Raw genomic sequence first — 25,786 nt, 5'->3', positions numbered from 1 at the left:
ATATTCCCGGTTGTTTTTTCCAAATGGTTAAGCCGCCGTCCAGCCACCGTCAATCGAGATGTGCGTTCCGGTCACCTGGCGGGCGGCGTCGCTGGCGAGGTAAAGCGACAGTGCGCCGATCTCTTCGGCCTTGACGAATTCACGGGTTGGCTGCGCCTTGAGGATGACTTCGCTCTTTACCTGTTCCTCGGTCATGCCGCGGGCCCTGGCGGTATCGGGTATCTGCTTCTCGACGAGCGGCGTCAGCACATAGCCGGGGCAGATGGCGTTCACCGTCACGCCGAATTCGGCAAGCTCCAGCGCCGCCGTCTTCGTGAGGCCTAATATACCATGTTTTGCTGCGACATAGGCGGATTTGAAGGGGGAGGCGACGAGCCCATGCGCCGAGGCGATGTTGATGATGCGGCCACGCTTCTTCGCTTTCATCAGCGGGATGGCGGCGCGCATGGTGTGAAAGGAGCTCGACAGGTTGATGGCGATGATCTGGTCCCATTTTTCGATCGGGAAATCCTCGATCTTCTCGACATGCTGGATGCCGGCATTGTTGACCAGCACATCGACGGTGCCGAAGCTCTTTGCCGCCGTTTCGATCAGGTCGGCGATATCGGCGGGCTTCGTCATGTCGGCCGGATGATAGATCGCCCGGCCTTTCGACACTGATTCAAGCCGCTCGACGATCGCCTTGATTTCATCGGCATTTCCGAAGCCGTTGATGACGACGTTGTCGCCGGTTTCGGCAAAGGCCGTGGCGATCGCAAGGCCGATGCCGCTGGTGGAACCGGTGACGACGACTGATCTGCTCATGCTGTTTCTCCTGACATCGCGATGCTGCGTTGCAACGTTATGGCGAGGTTATGCCCAAAGCCGGCAGGCTGGCAATTCCGCTTTATTCGCTTTTCTCGCCCGCATCCGTGTCCTATTGATTTGTCACGATAATCGACATGCCGAGCATTTCCGTTTTTCTGCGAATCACGGAAATGTTCTATCTCTTTTTCCACGCAATTCCGGAGGCAAAACCGCTTCGCACTTTTGCTGGAATTGCTTTAGCGGGAGGATTTCATGGGTGGATATGTTCTGGCGATCGATCAGGGGACGACGTCGACGCGGGCGATCGTCTTCGATGGCGACATGCATGTCGCCGGCAAGGGCCAGAAGGAATTCACCCAGATCTATCCTCGCTCCGGCTGGGTCGAGCATGATCCCGAGGAAATCTGGGATTCGGTCGTCGCCACTGTCCAGATGGCGCTGAGCGATGCCGGCGTTACGGCCAGGGATATTGCTGCACTTGGGATCACCAACCAGCGCGAGACGGTCGTCGTCTGGGAGCGCGAGACGGGCCGGCCGATCCAGAATGCCATCGTCTGGCAGGACCGGCGCACCGCAAGCTATTGCGACAATCTGAAACGGCAGGATCTCGAGCGGCTGTTCACCAAGAAGACCGGCCTGCTCCTCGATCCCTATTTCTCCGGGACGAAGCTTTCCTGGATGCTCGCCAACGTGAAGGGTGCCCGGGCACGCGCCGCCAGAGGCGATCTCTGCTTCGGCACGATCGACACCTTCCTGATCTGGCGGCTGACGGGCGGCAAGAGCTTCGTCACCGACGCCACCAATGCCTCGCGCACGCTGATGTACAATATCGCCGAAAACAGCTGGGACGAGGACCTGCTCGATATTCTGCGCGTGCCTGCCGCCATGCTGCCTGAAGTGAAGGATTGCGCCGCCGAATTCGGCACGGTCGATTCCGAGATTTTCGGTGCTGCGATCCCGATCCTGGGCGTCGCCGGCGACCAGCAGGCGGCGACCATCGGCCAGGCGTGTTTCCAGCCGGGCATGCTGAAATCGACCTACGGCACCGGCTGTTTCGCGCTGCTCAATACCGGCGCCGACATGGTGCGTTCGAAAAACCGGCTGCTCACCACCATCGCCTATCGCCTGAACGGCGAGACGACCTATGCGCTCGAGGGGTCGATCTTCATCGCCGGTGCCGCCGTGCAATGGCTGCGGGATGGGCTCGGCATCATCGGCAGCGCCGCCGAAACCAACGCGCTGGCCGAGAGGGCCGATCCGACGCAGGAGGTCTATCTCGTGCCCGCCTTCACCGGCCTCGGTGCACCGCATTGGGATGCCAAGGCACGCGGTGCGATCTTCGGGCTGACGCGCAATAGCGGCCCGGCGGAACTGTCCCGGGCGGCGCTCGAAGCCGTCTGCTACCAGACCCGTGATCTGCTCGACGCCATGCAGAAGGACTGGAAGAATGGCGGCGACGACACGGTGCTGCGCGTCGACGGCGGCATGGTCGCCTCCGACTGGACGATGCAGCGCCTGGCCGATCTGCTCGATGCCCCGGTCGACCGGCCGGTGATCCTGGAGACGACGGCACTGGGTGCTGCCTGGCTCGCCGGCAGCCGGGCAGGCGTATGGCCCGACAGGGACGGTTTTTCGGCGGCATGGAAGCGGGACCGGCGGTTCGAGCCCGACATGGACGAGAAGGTGCGGGCGGCCAAGCTCAAGGGCTGGAGAAGCGCTGTCAGGCGGACGCTGAGCGAGGGGTGAGGAAAGCGCTATAGTCTCTGGGCGTCTTCACGCAGCATCCAGTTATTTCTTCCGCGGAGCGTTGCCGTGCTCCGCAAGATCACGAATTCCATCCAGAATTTTTTGATGCGGCCTGTCGGCTAAGCGGCTACTCCTTCGTCATTCGGAAAGAGGAGTGAGCAATGCTTTATGCAATCCTTTGTTACGCCCATGAGGAAACCGTCTTCGCCTGGACCAAGGAGGAAGAGGCCGCCGTCATGGAGAAGCTTTACGCCGTGCAGGAGCCGCTTGCCCAATCCGGCAAGCTCGGCCCCGTCGGCCGGCTGATGCCGACGACGGCTGCGACCACCGTGCGCAAGGGCAAGGACGAGCCCTTGGTCATCGACGGGCCTTTTGCGGAAACCAAAGAGGCGCTTCTCGGCTTCTACGTGGTCGATTTCGAAACGCTCGACGAGGCGGTCGCCTTTTCGAAACAGCTTTCATCGGTCAATCCGGGTTCCACCTCTTACGAAATTCGGCCGTTCTACGTGTTCAGGCCGGGAGATGCTTCATCATGACAGACATTGCCTGGATCGACCTTGCTCTTGCCTCGGCCCGGCCGAAGGCGCTCGGCGCGCTGCTGCGCTATTTCCGCAATCTCGATACCGCGGAAGAGGCGTTTCAGGAGGCATGCCTGAGGGCGATCCGCACTTGGCCGGAAAAAGGGCCGCCACGCGATCCGACGGCGTGGCTCATCTTCGTCGGCCGAAACAGCGGGATCGACGCGGTGCGCAAGCGGGCGAAGCTCCAGGCCCTGCCGGACGAGGATACGATCTCCGATACCGAGGACGCCGAAAGCGATATCGCCGGGCGGCTGGACGATTCCCACTATCGCGACGATATCCTGCGGCTTCTTTTCATCTGCTGCCATCCCGATCTGCCGGCGACCCAGCAGATCGCGCTGGCGCTGCGCATCGTTTCCGGCCTTTCGGTGACGCAGATCGCCCGCGCCTTCCTGGTGTCGGAAAGCGCCATGGAGCAACGCATCACCCGCGCCAAGGCGCGCGTCGCCAAGGCAGGCGTGCCGTTCGAGACGCCGAGCCCTGAGGAAAGGGCCGAGCGTCTTACGATCGTCAGCACGATGATCTATCTCGTCTTCAACGAAGGCTACAGCCAGGCCGACCCGAAGCATGAGGCGGCCGCCTTCAGCGACGAGGCGATCCGGCTGGCACGGCTGATGCTGCACCTCTTTGCGTCCGAACCGGAGTTGATGGGTCTGCTGGCGCTGATGCTTCTGCAGATCTCGCGCCGGCCGGCGCGCTTCAGCGCCGAAGATGAGATCGTGCTGCTCGAAGATCAGGACCGCTCGCTGTGGAACCAGCCTTTCATCAACGAGGCCCTGGCGCTGCTCGACAAGGCGCTGCGACACCGCCGGCCCGGCCCGTATCAGCTTCAGGCGGCGATTGCCGCCATCCATTCCCGGGCAAAGCGCGCGGAAGACACCGACTGGGTGGAAATCGATCTGCTCTATCGCGCGCTGGAGCGGGTTCAGCCTTCGCCCGTCGTGACGCTTAATCGCGCGGTCGTGGTTTCCAAGCTGCACGGGCCGCAGGAGGCGCTCGATCTGATCGATCCGCTCGGTGAGAAGCTCGGCGGCTATTTCTACTATCACGGCCTGCGGGGCGGGCTGCTGAAGCAGCTTGGCTTGACCCGCCAGGCGCGCGAAGCCTTCGACCGCGCGATCGCGCTTGCCCATTCGGCGGCGGAAGCTGCCCATATCCGCCGACAGATCGACAAGATGCAGGCAGAGGCAGCCCAACCGGTCGCAAAATAATCAAGAGAAAATCGCCGCTTTGTCGGAACGGCGAACTTCGGCACGTCCTTGTAACAACCTGACGGAAACAGGTTTATTCAAATGGAGAGATGTTGAAATGACCGCCAGCACCCAACATGAACTCACCCTCGTTCGCGAATTCGACGCGCCGCGCGAGAAGATCTACAAGGCATGGACCGATCCAGACCTGCTGAAGCAATGGTTCGTGCCGCGCCCCTGGAGTGTGGCGGAAGCAACGCTCGATGTCCGTCCCGGCGGGGCCAGCGTCATCGTCATGCAGGATCCCGAGGGCAATCGCTATCCGAACCGCGGCGTCTACCTCGAGATCGTCGAGAACGAGAAGATCGTCTTCACCGACGCCTATACCAGCGCCTGGGTGCCTGCCGAAAAACCTTTCTTTACCGGGGTCATCCTGCTCGAAGACCTCGGCAATGGCCGCACGAAATATACCGCCAAGGCGCTGCACTGGCGCGCCGAGGACAAGGAAACGCACGAGAAGATGGGCTTCCATGAAGGATGGGGCAAGGCCGCAGATCAGCTGGCGGGATTGCTGGCGAAGGCGCCGTCCTGACGCTTCAAGTACGGTTTGAGGCGGCTTGGAAGATGATTCCGCCGGCGCCTCGAAGTCATTGAATTCAGATTCGAATTGGGGGCTTGAGTGTGGCCCTGTCTCTGTCGACGTCGGATGTATCCTGTGCCAATCTGCGGAGATGAAAGGATACGTCTACATCCTCGCATCTGGACGCAACGGCACGCTCTATACCGGCGTGACGCGGGACCTGGCCGTGCGGCTATACGAGCATCAGAATGAGCTGACGCCGGGCTTCACATCGAAATATGGAGTCAAGACGCTGGTGTGGTTTGAGGAGCATGATCTGCTGACGACAGCGATCACGCGGGAGAAGACGATCAAGAAATGGCCACGGCAGTGGAAGCTCAATCTGATTGAACAGGAGAATCCGGAATGGGAGGATATTTCGTTTCATCTGCTCAGTCTGTGACGAGTCTCTCGTCGCGCGGACGCGCGACTGCTGGATTCCTGTGACGAGCACAGGAATGAGGGAGTTCCTGGTGTTGGCAGTGCTCAAGAGCATCCTCTTGGTATAGGCATATAGTGCCAAGACTGACGGGAAATATGAGTGCGGTTCATCCCCCTTGCTCCCTCATTCCTGTGCTTGTCACAGGAATCCAGCAGCGCCGTGTCTACGGCGCAGGGACTCTTTATGACGCAACCAATAGGGCACCCCACCGCTATCGAAATTCTCGAACATTCTGTTCCAGAGTTTGTATTTGTGTTCCCTGCCGCCGATCCTTATCTCCGGGCGGAATTCAACAGGATGCCGACGATGGAACTGGGTCTTTATACGTTTGCGGATGTCAATCCCAATCCCTCCCGCAGCAAGGGAGTGGAAGGGGCCGAACGGCTGAAGCATCTGATTGAGGAGATCGAGCTTGCCGATCAGGTGGGACTCGATGTCTTCGGGCTCGGCGAACATCATCGGCGGGATTATGCGGCGTCGGCGCCTGCCGTCGCGCTGGCGGCGGCGGCCGTCAAGACGAAAAACATCCGGCTGACCAGCGCGGTTACCGTACTTTCCTCCGATGATCCGGTGCGCGTCTTCCAGCAGTTTTCAACGCTCGACCTGATTTCGAACGGCCGGGCCGAGATCATGGCAGGGCGCGGCTCCTTCATCGAGTCCTTCCCGCTGTTCGGCTACAATCTCGAGGATTACGACCAGCTATTCGAGGAAAAGCTCGATCTGCTTTTGGCGCTGCGTGACGGTGAGACGGTCGACTGGAGCGGCGAGCTTCGCGCGCCGATCCGCGGGCGCGGCGTCTATCCCAGACCGCTGCAGGATCCGTTGCCGCTGTGGATCGCCGTCGGCGGCACGCCGCAATCGGTAGCGCGCGCCGGTGCGCTCGGCCTGCCGGTGGCGCTGGCGATCATCGGCGGCTAGCCGCGCCGTTTCGCGCCACTCTTCGATCTCTACCGGGAGGCGGCGCGCCGCGCAGGGCAGGATCAGGCCAAGCTGAAGACCAGCATCAACGTCCACGGCTTCATCGCCGATACGACGGAGGCCGCCGCCGAACAGTTTTACGGGCCGCAGGCCGAAGTGATGAACCGCATTGGCCGCGAGCGCGGCTGGGGGCCGACGAGCCGGACGCAGTTCGACATGTCGCGCGGACCGAACGGGGCGCTCTTTGTTGGGGATCCCGAGGTAGTTGCCGAAAAGATCATCGCCCATCACGCGCTCTTCAAGAACGACCGCTTCCTGCTGCAGATGGCGATAGGCCTGATGCCGCATGATCAGATCATGCGCGGCATCGAGCTCTACGGGACGAAAGTCGCGCCGATCGTCAGAAAGGCATTGACTGAAAGCGGCGAAGGGGCGAAAGCCACGGCCTAACCAAGGCGACTAAGCTCGCCCCTGCGCAAAGCCGGAACAGACGAATGGTTATCGCAAACGACGACGAACTGACAAAGCTCAAGGAGATCGGCCGGATCTGCGCCAACGCCATCCAGGTGATGGCGGCGGCAATGGAGCCCGGCATGACGACGCTGGAGCTCGACCGGATCGGCCGTAAGGTGCTCGAGGATTCGGGCGCGCGCTCGGCGCCGGAGTTCTGCTACCAGTTTCCGGGGGCGACCTGCATCAGCGTCAATGAGGAAATCGCCCACGGCATTCCCGGGCCGCGCGTCATCCGCGCCGGCGACCTCGTCAACATCGACGTCTCGGCGGAGAAGGACGGCTTCTTTGCCGATACCGGCGCTTCCTTCGCGATGCCGCCGGTCAAGCCGAAGATCGACAAGCTCTGCCGCGACGGCAAGCGGGCGCTCTGGGTCGGGCTTAACCAGGTGAAATCGGGCGAGCCATTGGCAAAGATCGGCACCGCTGTCGGCGCCTTCGCGCAGAAGAACCGCTATACGCTGGTCGCCAATCTGGCGAGCCACGGCGTCGGCCGCTCGCTGCACGAGGAGCCGGCCGAACTCTCGACCTGGCCGGACCCTTCGGAAAAACGCGTCATGACGGATGGGCTCGTCTTTACCGTCGAGCCTTTCCTGTCGCTCGGCGCGACCTGGGCGGAAGGCGGCGACGATGCGTGGACGCTCTATGCCGATCCGAAGGCGCCGACCGTGCAGTATGAACATACGGTTGTGGCAACGCGCAACGGGCCGGTGATTCTGACTTTGCCGGACGGGCGGGCGTAGGGAAGCGCCGCGCCCTTCGAGGATACCCGATGGTTACCGTGATCTGCCGGCGTCTCGACGGCGCATCGTCGGGGACGCTCACTTCTCCTCCCTCATTCCTGTGCTCGTCACAGGAATCCAGCCACCGCGCGTCGGCGCGGTGAATGACTCTATAAGCAGTTGAAGACAGTCTCACGCGCCCAGGGACCTGGGCGCACTGGATTCCTGTGACGAGCACAGGAATGAGGACGGAGAGGTTTAGTGCACTTGCAACCCACCGAAATCGGCGCCAACCTTCTTCCTCACCCCCGCGTTTCCGGCCTGCCGCCCTGCAGGATTTCCGTCGCCGCACGTTCCAATATCCCGGCGATGCGGGCGGCCTCGGGCTTTGACCAGGGATAACGCATGCGAAGGGCTGAGCGCAGCAGCATGCGAGCGGCGCGAATATCGCCGCCGTCCTGCATGAAATCGCCGTCATCACCCTCGTCGGCGCCGTGGCGGTCGGTTTCGAAGACGCGCTTCACATAGGCCATCTTCTCGCCGATGCGTTCCAGCTTGGCGAGTGTGTGCAGGATCATGTCGCGGTTTTCCTCGACGCGGCGGCGGCCGGCCTCGGTGATGCTGTAGAGTTTCTTGGTGCCCTCGTTCTCAACCTCGGCAAGACCGGTTTCTTCGAGATAGGTGAGTGCCGGGTAGATAACGCCGGGGCTCGGCACGTAGAAGCCGCCGGAGCGTTCCTCCAGCAACTTTATCAATTCATAGCCGTGGCGGGGTTGCTCAGCGAGCAGCGCCAGAATGACGAGCTGCAGATCGCCGGCCGCGAATTTGCGGCCCATGCGGAAAGCGTCGCCGAACATGCCGCCTTTAAAACCTCTCATGATTTTTCCTGTCATCGTTGGATATATCGTTGGCTATGTCTTAAAACATATATCGTAAGATAATCGCTTTCAAGGGAGGCGAGGAATTTTTCATGTTTCCGGAAATTGATCGACCGATCAGAATTACTTGATTGTCGCGCAGGTGCTGCGGCGCGATAAGCGCTGCATGCTTGAGCGCATCCGTCATTCTCCGCCGAATCTCGTATCCACTGCCGCCGCCGGCGCCGTTGCGATGGCGGCGGCCATGGGGTTCGGGCGTTTCTCCTACACGCCGATCCTGCCCGGCATGATGAGCGGGGTGCCGCTTTCTGCGGCGGATGCAGGTTTTATCGCTTCGGCGAATTTCGTCGGTTATCTCGTCGGCGCCGTGCTTGCCGCCTATGGCTGGGCGGCGGGGCGCGAACGGCTGGTGGCGCTGCTGGCACTGCTTGCCACCGCAATCCTGCTCGCCGCCATGGCCGCCACAAATTCCGTCGCAGTCTTTGCCGTCATCCGCTTCCTGGCCGGCCTCGCCAGCGCTTTTGCGATGGTTTTCACCTCATCGATCGTGCTCAGCCACGGGGCTGCCGCCGGCAACGACCATGTGCAGGCAGCGCATTTCGGCGGGCCGGGGGCGGGGATCGCGCTGTCCTCGATCATGGTGTTTCTCATCGGCCTCGGCTTTCACGGCGGCCAGGACAGCTGGCGCGCCGACTGGATCGGCGGCGCGCTCTACTGCGCGGCAAGCCTCGTCGTGGTCTTCCTGCTCTTGCCGTCGGCGCCGGCGCAATCGGCGCGTACGGGCAAGGAGCCGGCCCTCGTCTGGAGCCGGCCGATGGTGCTGATCACGCTGTCCTACGGCCTGTTCGGCTTCGGCTATGTGATCACCGCGACCTTTCTCGTCACCATCGCCCGCCTGTCCTCCACGGGTGCCTTCGTCGAATTTCTCTGCTGGTTCATTGCGGGCCTGACGTCGGCGGTGGCGCTATTTGCCTGGAAGCCGCTGGTCAGGCCGCTCGGGCTCGGCGGCGTCTATGTCGCAGCACTTCTGGTCGAAGCCGCCGGCGTGCTTGCAACGGTGATGCTGCCGCACTCTGCCGCACCGCTGATCGGCGGGGCGCTGTTCGGGGCGACCTTCCTGGCGATCACCGCTTACGGCCTGCAGATCGGCCGCAAACTTTCCCCGGAGAGCCCGCGGCGGATCCTGGCGATGATGACCGCAGCCTTCGGTGTCGGCCAGATCGTCGGGCCTGTCGTTGCCGGCTGGATCGCCGAACGCTCGGGCAGTTTCACCGTTCCGACGGTGATTGCCGCCGCCGCACTTCTTGTCTGCGCGGCGCTTGTGATGCCGGTGATCAAGAAAATCGCTTAACCCGTTACATCTGCGTAACAATCGGCTGAACCCATTGCTGCTTCCTTCGAACTGCCTTAGTTTCCGGCAAAATCAGTGTTCCACGACACTCCCGAGACTCACAGTTCAGGAAAGCAAAGCTCCCCGTGTTTCATTCCTTTTTTCCCCAGCCGAAGGCGTTCTTTACCTCGCTCGTGGTTTGGACGCTGATTTCGATCGCCGGCTGGTATCTCTTCGCCGGTCATCTCGGTGTATCGCTCGGCTATGGGCCTGTTCCGGAAGAACAGCAACCCATCGACCTGTCGTTCTTCCTGCTGCCCGAAAATCTTTGGTTCTACGGCTATTTCTTCCTTACGGCGGTGATTTTCTGTGGCGCATGGCATCTGAAGGCGCTGCATCATCCCTGGAAGTTGTGGTCGATCTGGGGGTCGGCGCTGATCATCTTCGTCACCTATTTCGGCGTCCAGATCAGCGTCGTGATCAACAACTGGCGCCGACCATTCGGCGACCTGCTGCAGAACGCATTGTCGAAGCAGCAGGGCATTTCCGTCGACAATTTTTATAGCTTGATGTGGGTCTTCTGTCAGATCGCGTTCCTCAGCATGTTCGTGTCGATCATGACCGACTTTTTCACCAGCCACTACATCTTCCGCTGGCGCACGGCGATGAACAATTTCTACATGTCGAAGTGGGAAAAGCTGCGCCATATCGAAGGCGCCTCGCAGCGCGTTCAGGAAGACACGATGCGCTTTTCGAGCACGCTCGAAGGTCTTGGCATCAGCCTCATCAACTCGGTGATGACGCTCGTGGTATTCCTTCCGATCCTGCTGGCGCTGTCGCATTATGTGACGGAACTACCGTTCATTGGGCCGGTGGCGAATTCGCTCTTCTGGCTGGCGCTCTTCTGGTCGGCGTTCGGCACGGTTTTGCTGGCGGTCGCGGGCGTCAAGCTGCCGGGCCTGAACTTCCGTAACCAGCGCGTCGAAGCGGCCTATCGCAAGGAGTTGGTCTATGGCGAAGACCATGCGGAACGGGCTCAGCCGCTGACGGTCACCGAACTCTTCGGCAACGTTCGCCGCAACTATTACCGCATGTATTTCCACTACATGTATTTCAATGTCGCCCGCTATTTCTATATCCAGGCCGACGCACTCTTCGTGGTCTTCATGCTGGTGCCGACGATCGTGGCGGGCACTATCACCTACGGTATCTTCCAGCAGATCTCGACAGCCTTCGGGCAGGTCAGCAACTCGTTCCAGTATCTGGTCAATTCCTGGACAACGATCATCGAGCTGCTCTCTATCCACAAGCGCCTCAAGGCCTTCGAGGCAGCAATTGACGATGAGCCGCTGCCGGATATCGACCAGCGTTATCTGGAGCGTGATGCGGGTGTCGTGCACGCCGACGGTTGATGAGTGGGGCTGCCTGGATGGGGAAGGGTATGCGGGCATTCCATGACGGCATGCCGTGTGGCCCCTCATCCGCCCTACGGGCACCTTCTCTCCGCTGGGGAGAAGAGGGAGTTGAGACGCCGCTGCTTGTCTCTTCTCCCCAGCGGGGAGAGGTGGCGGTAGCCGGATGAGGGGGCCGCTCGGTTCGACGTTTCGCTTTAAAAACTATCCCGTCATAGCCCCGACGTCTGCTGCAATCTTCCGCGCGCCTCGATCATCGGGATCGCTTCCGAATAGCTGACGCAGGCGACGTCGGCTCGATGGCAGACGTCGCTGACCAGACGGTCGAGGGCGCGCCAGTAGGCGCCGCCGTTCATCTCGACGAAGTGGAAGCCGAGCTGGAGGGGGATTCGGCTTCCGGCATATTGCTTGTCAAAAGCCTCTTTGAAGGCTGAATAGGCGCGCTGCTCGAAGGCTGAACTGTCTGCGGTGTCTTCCTCGCCTTTCGAATGGCGCACGAAGAGATTGTAGTCCATGCCGATGATCGGCTTTTCGCTTGGGCCTTCGGGGATCAGCGGCAGGCCGAAGCGGATGATGCCGTCTTCCTCGACAGGCATGGCCGGGCCTTTGGTGACGAGGCTCGCGTCATAGCTGAAGCCCGCCTTCTTTTCGGCGGCAATCATGTCGGCTCCCGCGGTCGCGGAGAGGTAGGGGGCGCGGAAACCCTTGATGCCGTGATCGACGAGATCCTGCCAGCCGGCCGGCTCGTCCAGACCGACGCCTTTCCAAGCATTCTTCAGGGTGGTGTGGAAGGTGGCGTATTCGGCCGACCAATCGGCCTCGCTCCACTCGCGGCCATCGAAATGGCCGCAGGCGTGGCTCGATATGTCGTGACCTTCGAGATGGGCGTGCCAAATATTGCCGAGGCGTTCGCGGATCTCGTCGTCGCTCTGGGCGAAGCCGACATTGGATTTTCCGCGTCTCTGGTGCGGCGCCTGGTAGGCCTTCTTCGCCGCCTCGTTCATCAGGAAGGTGCAGGAGAGGAAATAGGTGAAATGGGCGCCGTTCTTTGCGGCCATCTCGCGGCTTTTCAGCCAGAGCGCATTGTCGTGGGCGCCGTCGAAGGAGATGATGACCAGCTGTTTCGGCCGGTCGACCGCCTCTGCCGTGACAGGCAGAAGGAAGGAGACAGCCAGACAGGCGGAGAGGAGGGGACGAGACATGGGCACCGCGACAATTTGTTCGCGGTTTCCCTCCGATAGAATTGCGGCGAAGCTGCGGTCTCAACTGGTATTTTTTCCCGCCAGCCGCTAAGCCATGACAAACGGTACGGAAGGGATCCGCCATGGCATTGCTTATCGTCGGCATCATACTTTTCCTCGGGGTGCATCTGGTGCGGGTGGTCGCCCCCGGCTTCCGCGCCTCGATGATCGCAAGCCTCGGCGAGAAGGGCTGGCGGGCCGGCTATTCGATCGCGAGCCTGGCGACGCTGATCCTGTTGATCTACGGATTTGGCCAAGCCCGCCAGGTGACCGGCATACTCTACAATCCGCCGGTCTGGATGGCGCATATCACCATTACGCTCATGCTGATCGCGATGATCTGTCTGGTCGCCTCGCTGCTGCCGGCGGGGCATATTGCGACCAAGACCAAACATCCGATGGTGCTGTCGGTGAAGATCTGGGCGCTGGCGCATCTGCTCGCCAATGGCGAGACCTCGTCGGTGCTGCTGTTTGCGGCCTTTCTCGCCTGGGGCGTCATCCTGCGCATTTCGCTGAAACGGCGGCAGCGGGCGGGCGAGATCGTGCTCCGGCCGTTCGTGTCGGCCAAATACGATCTCTATGCGATCGTCATCGGGATCGTCGTCTGGGCGCTGATCATCTGGAAGCTGCACGAATGGTCGATCGGCGTTTCGCCGCTTGTGATGTAACGAATCTTTCATATCCCCCTTACAACTGCGGCAAAATGGGGTAGAAGGCCCGGCAATATGCATCTTGCATAGTGTTGGGTATTTCCGCGGCCGGAGACGAGAATGGCATTCAACGACGACAGCTTCATCCGTGAAGTCAATGAGGAATTGCGGTCCGACCAGATGAAGGGTGTCTGGCGCCGCTTTGGCCGCTATATCATCGTCGTCGCCATCCTGATCGTCGTCGGCACCGCCGGCAAGGTGCTCTATGAATATTGGGACGATACCCGCTCCTCCGGCGCCGGCGACCAGTTCCTGGCGGCAATGAAGCTTGCCGACGAAAACAAGAACGACGAAGCGCTGGCCGCGCTCGATAAGCTGGAGAAGGAAGGCCATGGCGCCTATCCGGTGCTGGCGCGCATGCGGGCGGCGACCGTTCAGGCGCAGAAGGGCGACGCTGCCGCGGCGATTGCTGCCTTCAACGAGATCGGCAAGGATAATGGCGTTCCGGCCGCCGTGCGCGATGCCGCAAAAATGCGGGCCGGCTGGCTGCTGATCGAAAACGGCTCCTATGAACAGGTTTCGGCCGCGATCGAGGAAATGGCCGTGCCGGGCAACGCCTTCCGCCATTCGGCACGCGAAGCGCTCGGCCTTGCTTCCTACAAGGCCGGCAACATGGCGCAGGCGCGGCAATGGTTCCAGTCAATCGTCGACGATACCGACAGCCCGCGCAATGTTACCAATCGCGCTCATATGATGCTTGATCTCATTACCGCATCCGGCAAGGCGCCCGCCGCGCAGGGCTGAGTTTTAAGGAAAAAGAATGAGTTTCACGGTCGCGATCGTCGGTCGTCCGAATGTCGGCAAGTCGACGCTTTTCAACCGCCTGGTGGGAAAGAAGCTGGCGCTTGTCGACGACACGCCAGGCGTGACCCGCGACCGCCGGCCGGGCGATGCGCGGCTGATGGGCCTGACCTTTACCATTATCGACACGGCCGGTCTGGAGGAGGCCGACGAGGAAAGCCTGCAGGGCCGGATGCGCGCCCAGACGGAAGCAGCAATCGACGAGGCCGATCTTTCGCTTTTTGTCGTCGATGCCAAGAACGGGCTGACGCCCGTCGACACGGCTCTTGCCGAAATGCTGCGCCGGCGCGGCAAGCCGGTGGTGCTGGTCGCCAATAAATCCGAAGCACGCGGCTCCGACAGCGGCTTCTACGACGCCTATACGCTCGGGCTTGGCGAGCCGACGCCGATCTCGGCCGAACACGGCGAGGGCATGCTCGATCTGCGCGACGCGATCGTCGAGGCGATCGGCAAGGACCGGGCCTATGCCAAGGAGGATGTCGCCGTCACCAACGTCGATATTTCCGAGGCCGCGGGTGAAGGCGAAGACGAGGACGAAGAGCCCCTCTATGACGATACCAAGCCGCTCAGGGTGGCGATCGTCGGCCGGCCGAATGCCGGAAAGTCGACGCTGATCAACCGTTTCCTCGGCGAGGACCGGCTTTTGACCGGGCCGGAGGCAGGCATTACCCGCGATTCCATTTCGGTCGAATGGGATTGGCGCGGCCGCACCATCAAAATGTTCGATACCGCAGGCATGCGCCGCAAGGCGCGGGTGACCGAGAAGCTGGAGAAGCTTTCCGTCGCCGACGCGCTGCGCGCCATCCGTTTTGCCGAAACCGTCGTCATCGTCTTCGACGCGACGATCCCTTTCGAGAAGCAGGATCTGCAGATCGTCGATCTCGTGCTGCGCGAAGGCCGCGCGGCCGTGCTCGCCTTCAACAAGTGGGACATGATCGAAGACCGGCAGGCGGTGCTTGCCGACCTGCGCGAAAAGACCGACCGGCTGCTGCCGCAGGCGCGCGGCATCCGCGCCGTGCCGATCTCCGGCCAGACCGGCTGGGGCCTCGACAAGCTGATGCAGTCGATCATCGACACGGACAGGGTCTGGAACAAGCGCATTTCGACGGCAAAGCTTAATCGCTGGCTGGAAACGCAGCAGATCCAGCACCCGCCACCGGCCGTTTCCGGCCGCCGGATCAAGCTGAAATATATGACGCAGGTGAAGGCCCGTCCGCCGGCCTTCATGATCTCCTGCACCCGTTCGGATGCCCTGCCGGAATCCTATACGCGCTATCTGATCAACGGCTTGCGCGCCGATTTCGACATGCCGAGTGTGCCGATCCGTATTCATTTCCGTTCAGCTGAGAATCCGTTCGAAGGCAAGAAGAGGCGGACGTAGAGGCTAAACATTTAGGACGCTGGGTCTGCGCCTAGTGCAATATCCATTCGCGTCGTGCCTGAGGCACCCCCTCTGCCCTGCCGGGCATCTCCCCCACAAGGAGGGAGATCGACTCGCGGATGGTATCTCCCCAAACAATCGATGTTGGAGCGAGCGGGTCCGCCCAGCCGATCTCCCCACCTGTGGGGGAGATGCCCGGCAGGGCAGAGGGGGCGCCTCAGGTGCGTGCTATCTCGGTCGTCTTGAACCTAAGCCGCGCTCTTATTCAGCGCTTCGCGCAGCGCCACGATCTCAGCCTGTAGCCGGGTGAGATCCACCGCTTCGCGGCCGCTCGCTTCGACGATGCAGCCCGGGATGCCGATCGCATTTTCCTTCAGGCGAATACCCGCCTCGCTGAGCCGAATGACGACGACGCGTTCGTCCTCGCTGCTGCGTTCGCGCCTGATATAGCCGGCGCTTTCCAGGCGTTTCAGTAATGGTGTCAACGTGCTCGATTCCAGGAAGAGCCTTTCGCCGAGGCTGCCGACGCTCTGGCCGTCCCGCTCCCATAACGCGACCATGGCCAGATATTGCGGATAGGTGAGGCCGAGTTTATCGAGAAGCGGCTTGTAGACGCGGTTCAGCGCGTGGCTTGCCGTATAGACGGCAAAGCAGATGAAATTGTCGAGCTTCAGCTGATCCTGCATGTTCATCTCCAGAACCGGGCAACTCTATATCGCGCGATAAATAATCGCAAGCGAATTTTCTGCATGGCAGGCATGCGGAAATTTGAGTTGTCCGATAAATAATCGTGCGCGATATAAATGCTGTGTTCACGACGAACACCAAACCGAGAGGACAAGACAATGTCGACCATCAAGACCGCCGTTTCCGCCGCAGCACTCCTTGCAGCCTCCGCCGCCGGTGCGCTTGCCGACCCGGTACTCGAGCCGACAACGCAGACATTCATCGACGGCCTTGCCGGGGGAAAGCCGATCTACACGCTGTCGCCGGCCGATGCCCGCAATGTTCTAGCCGGCGCACAGAAGGGCGAGGTTAAGAAGCTTGCTGCCCAGGTGGAGGATAAGGTCATCAAGGCTGGCCCGACGGACAGCATCAAACTGCGCATCGTCCGCCCGGAACATGCCAAGGGCACGCTGCCGGTCATTCTCTACTTTCATGGCGGCGGCTGGGTACTGGGCGATGCGGATACGCATGACCGGCTGGTGCGCGAGATCGCCAACGGCGCCAACGCTGCCGTCGTCTTCGTCGATTACGAACGCTCGCCAGAAGCCCGTTATCCCGTCGCCATCGAGCAGGCCTATGCGGCGACCAAATATGTCGCAGAGCATGCCAAGGAGTTCAACGTCGACGCCGGCAGGCTGGCGGTCGCGGGCGACAGCGTCGGCGGCAATATGGCGGCGGTGGTGACGCTGCTCGCCAAGGAGCGCGGAGGTCCCGCCATCGACCAGCAGGTGCTGTTCTACCCGGTCACCGACGCCAATTTCGACAATGGTTCCTATAATGAGTTCGCCAATGGTCCGTGGCTGACCAAGGAAGCGATGAAGTGGTTCTGGAACGCCTACCTGCCCGACGAAGCCAAGCGCAAGGAGCCGACGGCTTCACCGCTGCAGGCCTCGCTGGAGCAACTGAACGGCCTGCCGCCGGCACTGGTCATCGTCGATGAGAACGACGTGCTGCGCGACGAAGGCGAGGCCTATGCCCGCAAGCTCAGCCAGGCCGGCGTTCGCGTCACGTCGATGCGCTACAACGGCACGATCCACGACTTTGTGCTCTTGAACGCCATTGCCGAAACGCCTGCGGCGCGTAGCGCGATCGCCGTCGCGAACGACACGCTTCGCAACGCTTTGCATAAGTAGGGGCGATTGAAGCTCTTTGTTTTCACGCAATACCCGGCAAAAGCGCTTTGCCTGGCAAAGCCGCTTCACACTTTTGCTGGAATTGCTTTAATCTGCGGAGGGGAGAGGCCCGGCGGTTTCGCCGGGCTTTCTGCTTCTTGGCAGCGATTTGGCAAACTGCCAGGCCTTTTTCCATTTCGGCGTAATGACGCCGTTGGCGGCGCGAATATTGTTGATGAACTGCAGCGTCGCCGCTTCCCAGGAATATTGCATGGCAAGCTCACGCGCTTTGGTGCGCGAGGCGGAAAGGGCGGCAAGGCAGGCGGACTGAAGGTTCTGGTCGAGCGCGCCGACCTCGCTGTCTTCGCCGATGATATCGAGCGGGCCGGTGACCGGATAGGCGGCGACCGGGACACCCGATGCCAGCGCTTCCAGGATGGTGTTGCCGAACGTGTCGGTGAGCGAGGGAAAGACGAAGACGTCGGCCTGGGCATAGGCTTTGGCCAGCTCCTCGCCGAACTTCACACCGGTAAAGTGCACATCGGGATAGCGCTGCTCCAGCTCGGTGCGCGCCGGCCCGTCGCCCACGACGACCTTCGAACCGGGCAGGTCGAGATCGAGAAAGGCCGGCAGGTTCTTTTCGAGCGCCACGCGGCCGACCGTCATGAAGATCGGGCGGGAAAGGCCGAATGGCTTTTCCTCAAGCGGCATGGGATGGAATTGCGCGGCGTCGATGCCCCGGGTCCAGGGCATCAGGTTTTTGATGCCGCGTGCCGAAAGCTCACGAGCAAGACTCGGGGTGGCGACCATGCAGCCGGCGCCGCCATTATGGAACCAACGTACGAAGGCATAAAGCCAGCTTTGCGGAATCGGCAGGCGGGCGGAAACATATTCGGGGAAGCGCGTGTGATAGCTGGTGGAGAAGGGCATGCCCTTGCGCAGGCACCAGCGGCGGGCGGTCAACCCCAGCGGCCCTTCCGTGGCGATATGCACATAGGAGGGATTGTGTTTTTCGATCTCACGGGCGATGCGGCGGTAGTTGGCGATCGACAGGCGGATCTCGGGATAGGTCGGGCAGGGGATGCTGTTGAAGCGCTCCGGCGTCACCATCGAAACAGCCACGCCCATCTTGGCCAGCTCGCGATTGGTGTTCTCGATCGAGCGCACAACGCCGTTGACCTGCGGATGCCAGGCGTCGGTGATGATCACCAACCGTTCGGGCAGGTTGCCGGCGGCTGCGGCATTGGCCCAGCTCTCGCTGTGATGAGTGTTTGCCGGACGTTGCAGCATGTCACGATTTCCATCCGCGTTGCATCGATATGCCAACGCTCAACCCCAAAGCGGGGTTCCGGAACGGCGATTCCCGCTTGCCTATTTTGAGGCATGACCATGATGGAAATATTACAGCCGCATGCCAGCGTTTGCAGGCCTTTCAACGGCCCGATCCCCGCGAATATGTCAGCGGCCGATCGCGGTTTGCATGCGGAAAGAAGGACGGCGCCGGTCGTGGACCGGCGCCGTTTGGGAGGTTAAGCGGCAGCGGAAGCCGAGCTTGCAGTCGGAACTTCCGAAATCGTCTTCAGAACCTGCGAAGCGATCTGGTAAGGGCAGCCCTGCGAGTTGGGGCGGCGATCTTCCAGATAGCCCTTGTAGTCGTTCTTGACGAAGGAGTGCGGGACGCGAATCGATGCGCCACGGTCGGCAACGCCGTAGGAGAACTTGTTCCACGGTGCCGTTTCGTGCTTGCCGGTCAGGCGCTTATCGTTGTCAGGACCGTAGACGTCGATGTGGTCCATCAGGTTCTTTTCGAACTGCGCCATCAGCGCTTCGAAATAGGTTTTGCCGCCGACTTCGCGCATGTACTTGGTCGAGAAGTTGCAATGCATGCCCGAGCCGTTCCAGTCGGTGTCGCCGAGCGGCTTGCAGTGATACTCGATGTCGATGCCGTATTTTTCGGTCAGGCGCTGCAGCAGATAGCGTGCCATCCAGATCTGGTCGGCGGCCTTCTTGGAGCCCTTGCCGAAAATCTGGAATTCCCACTGGCCCTTGGCCACTTCGGCATTAATACCTTCGTGGTTGATGCCGGCAGCGAGGCAGAGGTCGAGATGCTCTTCGACGATTTCGCGGGCGACATCGCCGACGTTCGAATAACCGACGCCGGTGTAGTAGGGACCCTGCGGAGCCGGATAACCCTGCTCAGGGAAGCCGAGCGGACGACCGTTCTGATAGAAGAAATATTCCTGCTCGAAGCCGAACCAGGCGTCTTCGTCGTCGAGGATGGTCGCGCGGGCGTTGCTCGGGTGCGGCGTGACGCCATCGGGCATCATGACTTCGCACATGACGAGCGCGCCATTGGTGCGGGCCGGGTCGGGATAGATTGCGACCGGCTTCAGCACGCAATCGGAGCTGCGGCCTTCGGCCTGCATGGTCGACGAACCGTCAAAGCCCCAGAGCGGAAGCTGTTCCAGCGTCGGGAATACGTCGAATTCCTTGATCTGCGTCTTGCCACGCAGGTTCGGTACCGGAGTGTACCCATCGAGCCAAATATACTCGAGCTTATATTTTGTCATCGTGACTCTCTCAATGCTACGAAGGTGAGCAAATCCGGAGACGATCTGGGCGCGCAAGCGCACCCAACCGCCAGGGGATGCACCTTTAAAAGCACGTAGCGTGCCAGTTCGGCCGCCGAGACAAGAAAAATCGCAAATCAGCCCGTCGAGATGGATTTTTCTTTTGTCAAAACCACCCCGTTTTGACGGCGGAAGGCCGTATCATCAGCACGAAACCGGTTTTCCCCTTCGGAACCGGATGAAAATTTCAGCGTTAGCCCGGAGTGATGAAGTGTTGAACAAATAGGCGGGCGCTCTCGGCATAGACAGCATATCGATCAATCATAATGTGGATATGCATATAATATGTGCAATTTGCATAAACTATGTGCATCGTGTTATGGTCGCGGCTTAGAATGTCGATGCGCCGAACTGAATGGAGGCGATTTCATGCCCACCGGTTTCCATCGTGAATCCGCGACGGTCTATCAGTTTCCCGTCAAGCCGCCGCGGGCCGCCAGCCGGTTCGAACGCGCCCGGCTGATGGAACGCGAGGCCGCCGATATTTGCGACGCGGCACTCGACAGCTGCTGGTACCATGACGAGGCGGTTCGCGAGACCGATCGGCCGACGAAGTCCTGATGCCTCACCCCATTTAACGGTTTAGAATGCCGACAAGGCAGGGAGCGCTCGTACATGGCACGCGTACCGAATTGTCATGCGCGGGCTTAGCCGCCGTCCAATCCGAGTTTTTCCTTTGCCACCAATGCGCCGTGTTCGCTGACGACACGGGCTGCGACGCCTGCGGCGAAGCGGGCGGCGGCGGTTGCATCCGCTGTTTCCAGATAGTGCGCAAGGAAGGCGCCGTTGAAACTGTCCCCGGCGCTGGTGGTATCGACCACTTGCTCGACCTTCTCGGCCGGAACGAAGCTCTCTTCGCCGGCGAAATTCAGCCTCACCCCGGCCGCGCCATTCTTCACGACGATATGGACAGCGCCCAGCGCGCGATAGCGGTGGACCGTCGCTTCAATGGAATCGTCGCCGAAATGGGCGGCTTCGTCGTCGAAGCTCGGCATGACGAGGACGGAGGAGCGTGCGCCCTCGCTGATCGTCGCGTGCATGATGTCATAGCTCGACCACAGGCGAGGGCGGATGTTCGGGTCGAACACGACGAGCTTGCCGGCGGCCTTGGCGCGGCGGATTTCGGCGAGCAGCGTTGCGGCGTCCTCCTGCGGCAGGATGGCAAGGGTGATGCCGGAGAAATAGACGAGGTCAGCGCTCTCCACCGCCTCGCGCAGGCTGTCGGGATCGGCGGCCAGGCTGCGGGCAGCCGAGCTGTCGCGCCAGTAGCTGAAGGAGCGCTCGCCGTTCTTCAGATTGATCATGTAAAGGCCGGGCGTTTTGCCCCTGATGCGGCGGATGAGGCTCGTGCCGATGCCCGCCTTGTCGATGAAGGCCACCATCTCATCCGACATGGCGTCATCGCCAAGCGCCGTGAAATAGTCGACCGACCAGTCGGGGCCAAGGCAGGCGCGGGCATACCAGGCGGTGTTGAACGTATCGCCGGCGAAACCTTTGCGCAGCAGGCCGTCGCCTGCCTGCGAGAGTTCCACCATGCATTCACCGATCGATAGAAACCGTCTGCTCACCTTGTCCTCCCGGCACTGCTCTTCATCGCTGATACGCGGAGCCAGACGGAGTGACAAGCGTTGATATCGTGGATGCCGATATCGCAGGAGGTAAAAAGCCCGCCTTCGCGGACGAGGCGAGGGCGGGCATCGGCGAAGGCTGCTTATTCGTGGATGGTGTAGCTGCCCATCTGGCAAAGATCCTGCGTATCTTCGGTGGTCGCGAGGTTTGAGCCTTCCTCGAACTCGAAGCGCATATCGTATTTGCAGACGGTGCGGCCATCGGCGATGGTGATGTCGATGCTTTCGCCCGGATCGAGAACGTCTTCGCCGAAGACGTCTTCTTCCCAGTTGGCGACACCCGTGGGCGAGCTGTAGAAGCGCGTCAGGACGGAGTCGGTGCCGTTGGTGAGCTTGAACTTCAGATCTTCGGCCTGTGCCGAAATGGCGGAGGCAGCGATGATCGCAGATGCAACTGCGATCAATCCCGATAGTCTCGATTTCATATATGCGTTCCCCTAACCCGTGATTGGGCGGGAAAGCGTTAGCATGCGCTCAGATAAATCTTTCTTATCGGGGACTTTAGAACCCAAAATAAGTCCGCTTTTCCACGCGCTTCATCCTGATATTGCGTCGTCGCTCATGGCCTGTCCATATGATAGCACGCTGCCTTCTGGCCGGGACGGACCTCCTCGGTCGGCGGCATTTCGGTGCGACAGATATCGGTCGCCTTCCAGCAGCGCGGCGAGAAGACACAGCCTTTCGGCGGATTGAGCGGCGAGGGCGGATCGCCCTGCAGGCGGATGCGGGTGCGCAGGCGCGCGAGCTTCGGATCCGGGATCGGTGCTGCGGAAAAGAGCGCCTGCGTATAGGGATGGGCCGGATGGTCGAAGACGGTGGCGCAGTCGCCCGCCTCTACCACTCTGCCGAGATAAAGCACCAGCACATCGTCGGAGATCAGGCGGACGACGGAAAGGTCGTGGCTGATGAAGATCAGCGTCAGGCCGAATTCCTTGCGCAGTTTACGCAGAAGCGTAATCACCTGACCCTGGATCGAGACGTCGAGTGCCGAAACCGGCTCGTCGCAGATGATCAGCTTCGGTTTGGTGACGACGGCGCGGGCAATGCCGATACGCTGGGCCTGGCCGCCGGAAAATTCGTGGGGGTAGCGGTTGATCATCTCCGGCACCAGCCCGACGGCGGTCATGATTTCGCGGACACGTTCGGTGCGCTCGGCCTTCGAAAGCTTCGGCTCGAAAACGGTGAGCGGTTCGGCGATGATGTCTCCAACGGTCATGCGCGGGTCAAGCGAGGCGATCGGATCCTGGAAGATGATCTGCATGTCGCGGCGGGCGGCGCGCATTTCCTCTTCCGAGAGGTCGAGAAGATTGCGGCCCTGCCAGAGGATGCGGCCCTTCTGCGATTTCAAGAGCCGCAGGATGGAGCGGCCGAGCGTCGACTTGCCGCAGCCGGATTCGCCGACGACGCCGAGGGTCCGACCCTCGGCGAGATCGAAGCTGACATTGTTGACGGCGGTGAGGAAAATCGGCGGCTTGAACAAGCCCTTTGCCGGCAATTCGAACTGGGTCGTCAGGTTCTCGACCCTTAGAAGCGATCGGTCAGCCATGATTCAGCAACTCCTCACGACGTGGGAACGGATGATAGCAGGCGGCGCAGTGGTGCGGCGCGAGTGTTTCGAGCGGCGGCGGACGGTCGATGCAATCGTCCTGGACCTGCGAACAGCGCGGCGAGAAATTGCAGCCCTTCGGCAGGTGCTGCAGGTTCGGCGGGCGCCCGGGGATGACGACGAGCTCGTCGACATCCTGATCCGGGCGCGGGATCGAGGCATGCAGCGCCGCTGTATAGGGATGGGCCGGATTGTCGAAAAGCTCGTCGACGGGCGCCTCCTCGACGATGCGGCCGGCATACATGACGGCGACGCGGTCGGCGAGGCCGGCGACGACGCCGAGATCGTGGGTGATCATGATCAGCGCCGTGTTCATCTCCGCCGTCAGGTCGTTGAAGAGATCGAGGATCTGCGCCTGGATGGTGACGTCCAGCGCCGTCGTCGGCTCGTCGGCGATGAGCAGCTTCGGTTTGGTGAGCAGCGCCATGGCGATGACGATGCGCTGGCGCATGCCGCCTGAGAGTTCATGCGGATAGAGGTGGAAGCGCCGCGTCGGGTCGGGGATGCCGACGCGTTTCAGCATGTCGAGGGCAGCGTCCGATGCTGCGCGTGCCGTCAGGCCGCGATGAACCTCGAGCTGTTCGGTCAACTGCCGTGAAATCTTCAGCGAGGGATTCAAGGCGGTCATCGGGTCCTGGAATACCATCGCCATGTCCTTGCCGCGGATCTGGTCGAGCTCGCGCGGTTTTAGCGATAGCACATCCCTGCCTTCAAGCAGCGCCTGTCCGGTCGTTCTGCCGTTCTTGGCGAGCAGGCCCATGATGCCGAGGAAGGTCTGGCTCTTACCCGAACCGGATTCGCCGACAATGGCAACGCGCTCGCCGCGCCGGACGGTGAGGTTCATGTTCGAGACCGCCTTCACTTCGCCATCCGGCGTTTTGAAGGTGATCGAATAGTCCTTGAGTTCGAGGAGGACGTCTTTTTGTGTTTCGTAGGGCATTCTTAGCGATCCTTCGGGTCGAACGCGTCGCGCAGGCCGTCGCCGATGAAGAGCAGACTGAGCAGCAGGGCCACGAGGAAGCTCGCCGGGAAAATCAGCAGCCAGGGCATGCTTTCCATGGCATCGGTCCCTTCGGCGATCAGCGTGCCGAGCGAGGTCAGCGGTTCCTGGACGCCGAAACCGAGATAGGACAGGAAGCTTTCGGTGGCGATGATTTCGGGCACGGTCAGTGCTGCGAAGATGACCACCGGACCGACGAGATTCGGAATGATGTGTTTGACGATGATCTTGAACGGCCGCTGCCCGGAGGCTCGGGCGGCCTCGATGAATTCGCGATGCTTGATCGACAGCGTCTGGCCACGCACGATACGGGCCATGGTCAGCCACTCCAGCGCGCCGATGGCGGCAAAGAGCAGATAGACGTTGCGGCCGAAGATCACCATCAGCAGGATGACGAAGAGGATGTAGGGAAGCGCATACATGATATCGACGAAGCGCATCATGATTGCGTCGAGCCTGCCGCCGATATAGCCGGATATCGCACCGTAGAGCACGCCGATGACGACCGAGACGACGGTCGCCGTCAGTGCTACGGCAAGCGAGATGCGGGTGCCGTAAAGCACGCGGGCGAGAAGGTCGCGGCCGTTCGGGTCGGTGCCGAAATAATGGCCGGTCTCGATCGAGGGCGGGATGCGGAAGGCGGCCCAGTCCGGATCCTCGTAATTGAAGGGAATGAACCAGGGGCCGAGGAAAGCAGCCAGGATCAGCAGTGCCAGGACGACGATCGACAGCACGGCCGCCTTGTTGCGCCCGAGCCGGCGCAGCGCATCCCTGGTGAGCGAGCGGCCTTCAGGTGCAAGGCCTTCCGCCTCCAGAAGCTCCTGGGCGAGAAGTTCGCGTTTTGCGGGGTTGAGGATCATCGGTTTCTCACTTTCGGATCCAGCCAGGCATAGGCGATATCGACCAGAAGGTTCAGGAACACGATCAACACCATGTAGAAAATGACCGTACCGAGAACCATGCCGTAGTCGCGGTTCAGCGCTGCGTTGACGAAGTAGCGGCCGATGCCGGGCAATCCGAAGATGCTTTCGACGACCAGCGAGCCGGTGAGAAGGTAGCTTGCCGCTGGACCCAAATAGGAGACAACCGGCATCAGCGCCGGCTTCAGCGCATGGCGCATCACCGACAGTCGCGGGCCGATGCCCTTGGCCTTCGCCGTGCGGATGAAGTTCTGGTTCATCACCTCGATCATCGAGCCGCGGGTGATGCGCGAGATGCGGCCTGCATGCGGCAGGGACAGAACAACGATCGGCAGGATCAGGTATTTGATCGACCCGTCGCCCCAACCGCCGACCGGAAACCAGGCGAGATGGATGCCGAAGATAAGCTGGAGGATCGGCGCGATCAGGAAATTCGGCAGCACGACGCCCACCAGAATGAGGGCGCCCAGAATGTAATCCGGGGCCTTGTTCTGGTAGAGCGCCCCAAGACAGCCGACGGCCACGCCGACGATGATGGCAATCAGAAAGGCAGCCGTGCCGATGGTGAAGGTGTATGGCAGGCCGATCATGATCTGCTGGGCGACGGTGAAATCCTCACTCGCAAAGGAGGGGCCGAGATCGCCCCGCAGCAGGTCGCCGACATAGATCAGATACTGCTGGATCAGCGGCTTATCGAGATTGTAGTGGACGGCAAGGTTTTTCAGGATCACCGGCGGCAATGGCCTTTCGCCATCGAAAGGGCCGCCGGGGGCAAGGCGCAAAACGAAAAAACAGGCTGTGACGGCGATCCACAGAACCGGGATCGTCGATAGCAAACGACGGAGGGCGTATTTGATCATGGTCGTGGGCCGGTCC

Annotated in this window: 25 protein-coding genes and 2 pseudogenes; 15 read left to right on the top strand and 12 right to left on the bottom strand. The window is 61.2% G+C overall.

Annotated elements, in window-relative coordinates:
* Positions 1 to 27 precede the first annotated feature (27 nt).
* A complete protein-coding gene (locus tag CO657_RS14635; RefSeq protein WP_012558566.1) occupies positions 28 to 804 on the bottom strand; it encodes a 3-hydroxybutyrate dehydrogenase in 777 nt (258 codons plus the stop codon).
* Between the two features lie 255 nt (positions 805 to 1,059).
* Here CO657_RS14635 and glpK point away from each other — a divergent pair, with 255 nt between their 5' ends.
* The 7 genes and pseudogenes from glpK to map all read left to right on the top strand — a co-directional run bounded on the left by glpK (position 1,060) and on the right by map (position 7,556).
* Complete coding sequence (glpK, locus tag CO657_RS14630) at positions 1,060 to 2,553, top strand: glycerol kinase GlpK (RefSeq protein ID WP_012558565.1); 1,494 nt, start codon at positions 1,060 to 1,062, stop codon at positions 2,551 to 2,553.
* 161 nt (positions 2,554 to 2,714) lie between these two features.
* Positions 2,715 to 3,089, top strand: a complete 375-nt coding sequence (locus CO657_RS14625) for a YciI family protein (protein ID WP_012558564.1) — start codon at positions 2,715 to 2,717, stop codon at positions 3,087 to 3,089.
* Positions 3,086 to 4,345: an RNA polymerase sigma factor gene (locus tag CO657_RS14620; protein WP_012558563.1), complete on the top strand. Its 1,260-nt coding sequence runs from the start codon at positions 3,086 to 3,088 to the stop codon at positions 4,343 to 4,345. The genes CO657_RS14625 and CO657_RS14620 overlap by 4 nt, the downstream gene beginning before the upstream one ends.
* Positions 4,346 to 4,442: 97 nt before the next feature.
* Positions 4,443 to 4,916, top strand: coding sequence for an SRPBCC family protein (locus tag CO657_RS14615; RefSeq protein WP_054182775.1), 474 nt, complete (start codon positions 4,443 to 4,445; stop codon positions 4,914 to 4,916).
* Between the two features lie 139 nt (positions 4,917 to 5,055).
* Positions 5,056 to 5,346: a GIY-YIG nuclease family protein gene (locus CO657_RS14610; RefSeq protein ID WP_012558561.1), complete on the top strand. Its 291-nt coding sequence runs from the start codon at positions 5,056 to 5,058 to the stop codon at positions 5,344 to 5,346.
* A 345-nt stretch (positions 5,347 to 5,691) separates the two neighbouring features.
* Positions 5,692 to 6,753: pseudogene (locus tag CO657_RS14605) on the top strand (LLM class flavin-dependent oxidoreductase).
* Between the two features lie 44 nt (positions 6,754 to 6,797).
* Positions 6,798 to 7,556, top strand: coding sequence for a type I methionyl aminopeptidase (map, locus tag CO657_RS14600; RefSeq protein ID WP_012558559.1), 759 nt, complete (start codon positions 6,798 to 6,800; stop codon positions 7,554 to 7,556).
* A gap of 281 nt (positions 7,557 to 7,837) precedes the next feature.
* Here map and CO657_RS14595 read toward each other — a convergent pair whose 3' ends face one another.
* A complete protein-coding gene (locus tag CO657_RS14595; protein WP_012558558.1) occupies positions 7,838 to 8,413 on the bottom strand; it encodes a PadR family transcriptional regulator in 576 nt (191 codons plus the stop codon).
* A gap of 166 nt (positions 8,414 to 8,579) precedes the next feature.
* Between CO657_RS14595 and CO657_RS14590 the strand changes: the two genes are divergently transcribed.
* Both CO657_RS14590 and sbmA read left to right on the top strand, forming a co-directional pair.
* Positions 8,580 to 9,764, top strand: a complete 1,185-nt coding sequence (locus tag CO657_RS14590; RefSeq protein ID WP_012558557.1) for a YbfB/YjiJ family MFS transporter — start codon at positions 8,580 to 8,582, stop codon at positions 9,762 to 9,764.
* Positions 9,765 to 9,889: 125 nt separating this feature from the next.
* A complete protein-coding gene (gene sbmA / locus CO657_RS14585; protein WP_003592948.1) occupies positions 9,890 to 11,155 on the top strand; it encodes a peptide antibiotic transporter SbmA in 1,266 nt (421 codons plus the stop codon).
* Positions 11,156 to 11,367: 212 nt separating this feature from the next.
* Here sbmA and CO657_RS14580 read toward each other — a convergent pair whose 3' ends face one another.
* Positions 11,368 to 12,357, bottom strand: a complete 990-nt coding sequence (locus tag CO657_RS14580; protein WP_054182774.1) for a polysaccharide deacetylase family protein — start codon at positions 12,355 to 12,357, stop codon at positions 11,368 to 11,370.
* A 122-nt stretch (positions 12,358 to 12,479) separates the two neighbouring features.
* Between CO657_RS14580 and CO657_RS14575 the strand changes: the two genes are divergently transcribed.
* The 4 genes and pseudogenes from CO657_RS14575 to CO657_RS38230 form a co-directional block, all read left to right on the top strand.
* Positions 12,480 to 13,064, top strand: coding sequence for an NnrU family protein (locus CO657_RS14575; protein ID WP_054182773.1), 585 nt, complete (start codon positions 12,480 to 12,482; stop codon positions 13,062 to 13,064).
* Positions 13,065 to 13,166: 102 nt separating this feature from the next.
* On the top strand, positions 13,167 to 13,850 hold the full coding sequence (locus tag CO657_RS14570) for a tetratricopeptide repeat protein (RefSeq protein WP_003592953.1): 684 nt from the start codon (positions 13,167 to 13,169) through the stop codon (positions 13,848 to 13,850).
* Between the two features lie 16 nt (positions 13,851 to 13,866).
* Positions 13,867 to 15,288, top strand: a complete 1,422-nt coding sequence (gene der, locus CO657_RS14565; RefSeq protein ID WP_012558554.1) for a ribosome biogenesis GTPase Der — start codon at positions 13,867 to 13,869, stop codon at positions 15,286 to 15,288.
* Between the two features lie 68 nt (positions 15,289 to 15,356).
* A pseudogene (locus CO657_RS38230) lies at positions 15,357 to 15,500 on the top strand (bifunctional diaminohydroxyphosphoribosylaminopyrimidine deaminase/5-amino-6-(5-phosphoribosylamino)uracil reductase RibD); the annotation flags it as partial.
* Between the two features lie 36 nt (positions 15,501 to 15,536).
* Here the strand turns inward: CO657_RS38230 and CO657_RS14555 are convergent.
* Positions 15,537 to 15,974, bottom strand: coding sequence for a MarR family winged helix-turn-helix transcriptional regulator (locus CO657_RS14555; protein WP_054182772.1), 438 nt, complete (start codon positions 15,972 to 15,974; stop codon positions 15,537 to 15,539).
* Positions 15,975 to 16,133: 159 nt separating this feature from the next.
* Here CO657_RS14555 and CO657_RS14550 point away from each other — a divergent pair, with 159 nt between their 5' ends.
* Positions 16,134 to 17,147 carry an alpha/beta hydrolase gene (locus CO657_RS14550; protein WP_054182771.1) on the top strand — a complete coding sequence of 338 codons (1,014 nt, stop codon included), beginning with the start codon at positions 16,134 to 16,136 and terminating at the stop codon, positions 17,145 to 17,147.
* An 87-nt stretch (positions 17,148 to 17,234) separates the two neighbouring features.
* Here the strand turns inward: CO657_RS14550 and CO657_RS14545 are convergent, their stop codons facing one another.
* Entirely contained in the window at positions 17,235 to 18,416 is a 1,182-nt protein-coding gene (locus tag CO657_RS14545) for a glycosyltransferase family 4 protein (RefSeq protein ID WP_054182770.1), read from the bottom strand.
* Between the two features lie 239 nt (positions 18,417 to 18,655).
* On the bottom strand, positions 18,656 to 19,696 hold the full coding sequence (locus tag CO657_RS14540; RefSeq protein ID WP_003592960.1) for a glutamine synthetase beta-grasp domain-containing protein: 1,041 nt from the start codon (positions 19,694 to 19,696) through the stop codon (positions 18,656 to 18,658).
* Between the two features lie 429 nt (positions 19,697 to 20,125).
* On the opposite strand from CO657_RS14540, the gene gstI reads away from it, so the two are divergent.
* On the top strand, positions 20,126 to 20,317 hold the full coding sequence (gstI, locus tag CO657_RS14535) for a glutamine synthetase translation inhibitor GstI (RefSeq protein ID WP_003592961.1): 192 nt from the start codon (positions 20,126 to 20,128) through the stop codon (positions 20,315 to 20,317).
* An 86-nt stretch (positions 20,318 to 20,403) separates the two neighbouring features.
* On the opposite strand, the gene CO657_RS14530 is transcribed toward gstI, so the two are convergent.
* From CO657_RS14530 to CO657_RS14505, 6 genes are all read right to left on the bottom strand, one after another.
* Positions 20,404 to 21,324 carry a sugar kinase gene (locus tag CO657_RS14530; RefSeq protein ID WP_003592962.1) on the bottom strand — a complete coding sequence of 307 codons (921 nt, stop codon included), beginning with the start codon at positions 21,322 to 21,324 and terminating at the stop codon, positions 20,404 to 20,406.
* Positions 21,325 to 21,467: 143 nt separating this feature from the next.
* Complete coding sequence (locus tag CO657_RS14525) at positions 21,468 to 21,809, bottom strand: hypothetical protein (RefSeq protein ID WP_003592964.1); 342 nt, start codon at positions 21,807 to 21,809, stop codon at positions 21,468 to 21,470.
* Between the two features lie 134 nt (positions 21,810 to 21,943).
* Entirely contained in the window at positions 21,944 to 22,930 is a 987-nt protein-coding gene (locus tag CO657_RS14520; RefSeq protein WP_012558549.1) for an ABC transporter ATP-binding protein, read from the bottom strand.
* Positions 22,923 to 23,930 carry an ABC transporter ATP-binding protein gene (locus CO657_RS14515; RefSeq protein WP_054182769.1) on the bottom strand — a complete coding sequence of 336 codons (1,008 nt, stop codon included), beginning with the start codon at positions 23,928 to 23,930 and terminating at the stop codon, positions 22,923 to 22,925. Before CO657_RS14515 ends, CO657_RS14520 begins: the two co-directional genes overlap by 8 nt.
* 2 nt (positions 23,931 to 23,932) lie before the next feature.
* Positions 23,933 to 24,850: an ABC transporter permease gene (locus CO657_RS14510; protein ID WP_003592967.1), complete on the bottom strand. Its 918-nt coding sequence runs from the start codon at positions 24,848 to 24,850 to the stop codon at positions 23,933 to 23,935.
* On the bottom strand, positions 24,847 to 25,770 hold the full coding sequence (locus CO657_RS14505) for an ABC transporter permease subunit (protein WP_054182768.1): 924 nt from the start codon (positions 25,768 to 25,770) through the stop codon (positions 24,847 to 24,849). Before CO657_RS14505 ends, CO657_RS14510 begins: the two co-directional genes overlap by 4 nt.
* Positions 25,771 to 25,786: the final 16 nt, after the last annotated feature.

This window comes from Rhizobium acidisoli, assembly GCF_002531755.2.
In the GTDB taxonomy this organism is placed as follows: Bacteria; Pseudomonadota; Alphaproteobacteria; order Rhizobiales; family Rhizobiaceae; genus Rhizobium; species Rhizobium acidisoli.
Note: the sequence above shows the minus strand (reverse complement) of the source record. Positions and strands in the feature narration are given on the sequence as shown.

Excerpts from the sequence above, each read along its gene's own strand:
- CO657_RS14635 (WP_012558566.1), bottom strand. The coding sequence starts at position 804 with ATGAGCAGATCAGTCGTCGTCACCGGTTCCACCAGCGGCATCGGCCTT.
- glpK (WP_012558565.1), top strand. The coding sequence starts at position 1,060 with ATGGGTGGATATGTTCTGGCGATCGATCAGGGGACGACGTCGACGCGG.
- CO657_RS14625 (WP_012558564.1), top strand. The coding sequence starts at position 2,715 with ATGCTTTATGCAATCCTTTGTTACGCCCATGAGGAAACCGTCTTCGCC.
- CO657_RS14620 (WP_012558563.1), top strand. The coding sequence starts at position 3,086 with ATGACAGACATTGCCTGGATCGACCTTGCTCTTGCCTCGGCCCGGCCG.
- CO657_RS14615 (WP_054182775.1), top strand. The coding sequence starts at position 4,443 with ATGACCGCCAGCACCCAACATGAACTCACCCTCGTTCGCGAATTCGAC.
- CO657_RS14610 (WP_012558561.1), top strand. The coding sequence starts at position 5,056 with ATGAAAGGATACGTCTACATCCTCGCATCTGGACGCAACGGCACGCTC.
- map (WP_012558559.1), top strand. The coding sequence starts at position 6,798 with ATGGTTATCGCAAACGACGACGAACTGACAAAGCTCAAGGAGATCGGC.
- CO657_RS14595 (WP_012558558.1), bottom strand. The coding sequence starts at position 8,413 with ATGAGAGGTTTTAAAGGCGGCATGTTCGGCGACGCTTTCCGCATGGGC.
- CO657_RS14590 (WP_012558557.1), top strand. The coding sequence starts at position 8,580 with ATGCTTGAGCGCATCCGTCATTCTCCGCCGAATCTCGTATCCACTGCC.
- CO657_RS14580 (WP_054182774.1), bottom strand. The coding sequence starts at position 12,357 with ATGTCTCGTCCCCTCCTCTCCGCCTGTCTGGCTGTCTCCTTCCTTCTG.
- CO657_RS14575 (WP_054182773.1), top strand. The coding sequence starts at position 12,480 with ATGGCATTGCTTATCGTCGGCATCATACTTTTCCTCGGGGTGCATCTG.
- CO657_RS14570 (WP_003592953.1), top strand. The coding sequence starts at position 13,167 with ATGGCATTCAACGACGACAGCTTCATCCGTGAAGTCAATGAGGAATTG.
- der (WP_012558554.1), top strand. The coding sequence starts at position 13,867 with ATGAGTTTCACGGTCGCGATCGTCGGTCGTCCGAATGTCGGCAAGTCG.
- CO657_RS14555 (WP_054182772.1), bottom strand. The coding sequence starts at position 15,974 with ATGCAGGATCAGCTGAAGCTCGACAATTTCATCTGCTTTGCCGTCTAT.
- CO657_RS14550 (WP_054182771.1), top strand. The coding sequence starts at position 16,134 with ATGTCGACCATCAAGACCGCCGTTTCCGCCGCAGCACTCCTTGCAGCC.
- CO657_RS14545 (WP_054182770.1), bottom strand. The coding sequence starts at position 18,416 with ATGCTGCAACGTCCGGCAAACACTCATCACAGCGAGAGCTGGGCCAAT.
- CO657_RS14540 (WP_003592960.1), bottom strand. The coding sequence starts at position 19,696 with ATGACAAAATATAAGCTCGAGTATATTTGGCTCGATGGGTACACTCCG.
- gstI (WP_003592961.1), top strand. The coding sequence starts at position 20,126 with ATGCCCACCGGTTTCCATCGTGAATCCGCGACGGTCTATCAGTTTCCC.
- CO657_RS14525 (WP_003592964.1), bottom strand. The coding sequence starts at position 21,809 with ATGAAATCGAGACTATCGGGATTGATCGCAGTTGCATCTGCGATCATC.
- CO657_RS14520 (WP_012558549.1), bottom strand. The coding sequence starts at position 22,930 with ATGGCTGACCGATCGCTTCTAAGGGTCGAGAACCTGACGACCCAGTTC.
- CO657_RS14515 (WP_054182769.1), bottom strand. The coding sequence starts at position 23,930 with ATGCCCTACGAAACACAAAAAGACGTCCTCCTCGAACTCAAGGACTAT.
- CO657_RS14510 (WP_003592967.1), bottom strand. The coding sequence starts at position 24,850 with ATGATCCTCAACCCCGCAAAACGCGAACTTCTCGCCCAGGAGCTTCTG.
- CO657_RS14505 (WP_054182768.1), bottom strand. The coding sequence starts at position 25,770 with ATGATCAAATACGCCCTCCGTCGTTTGCTATCGACGATCCCGGTTCTG.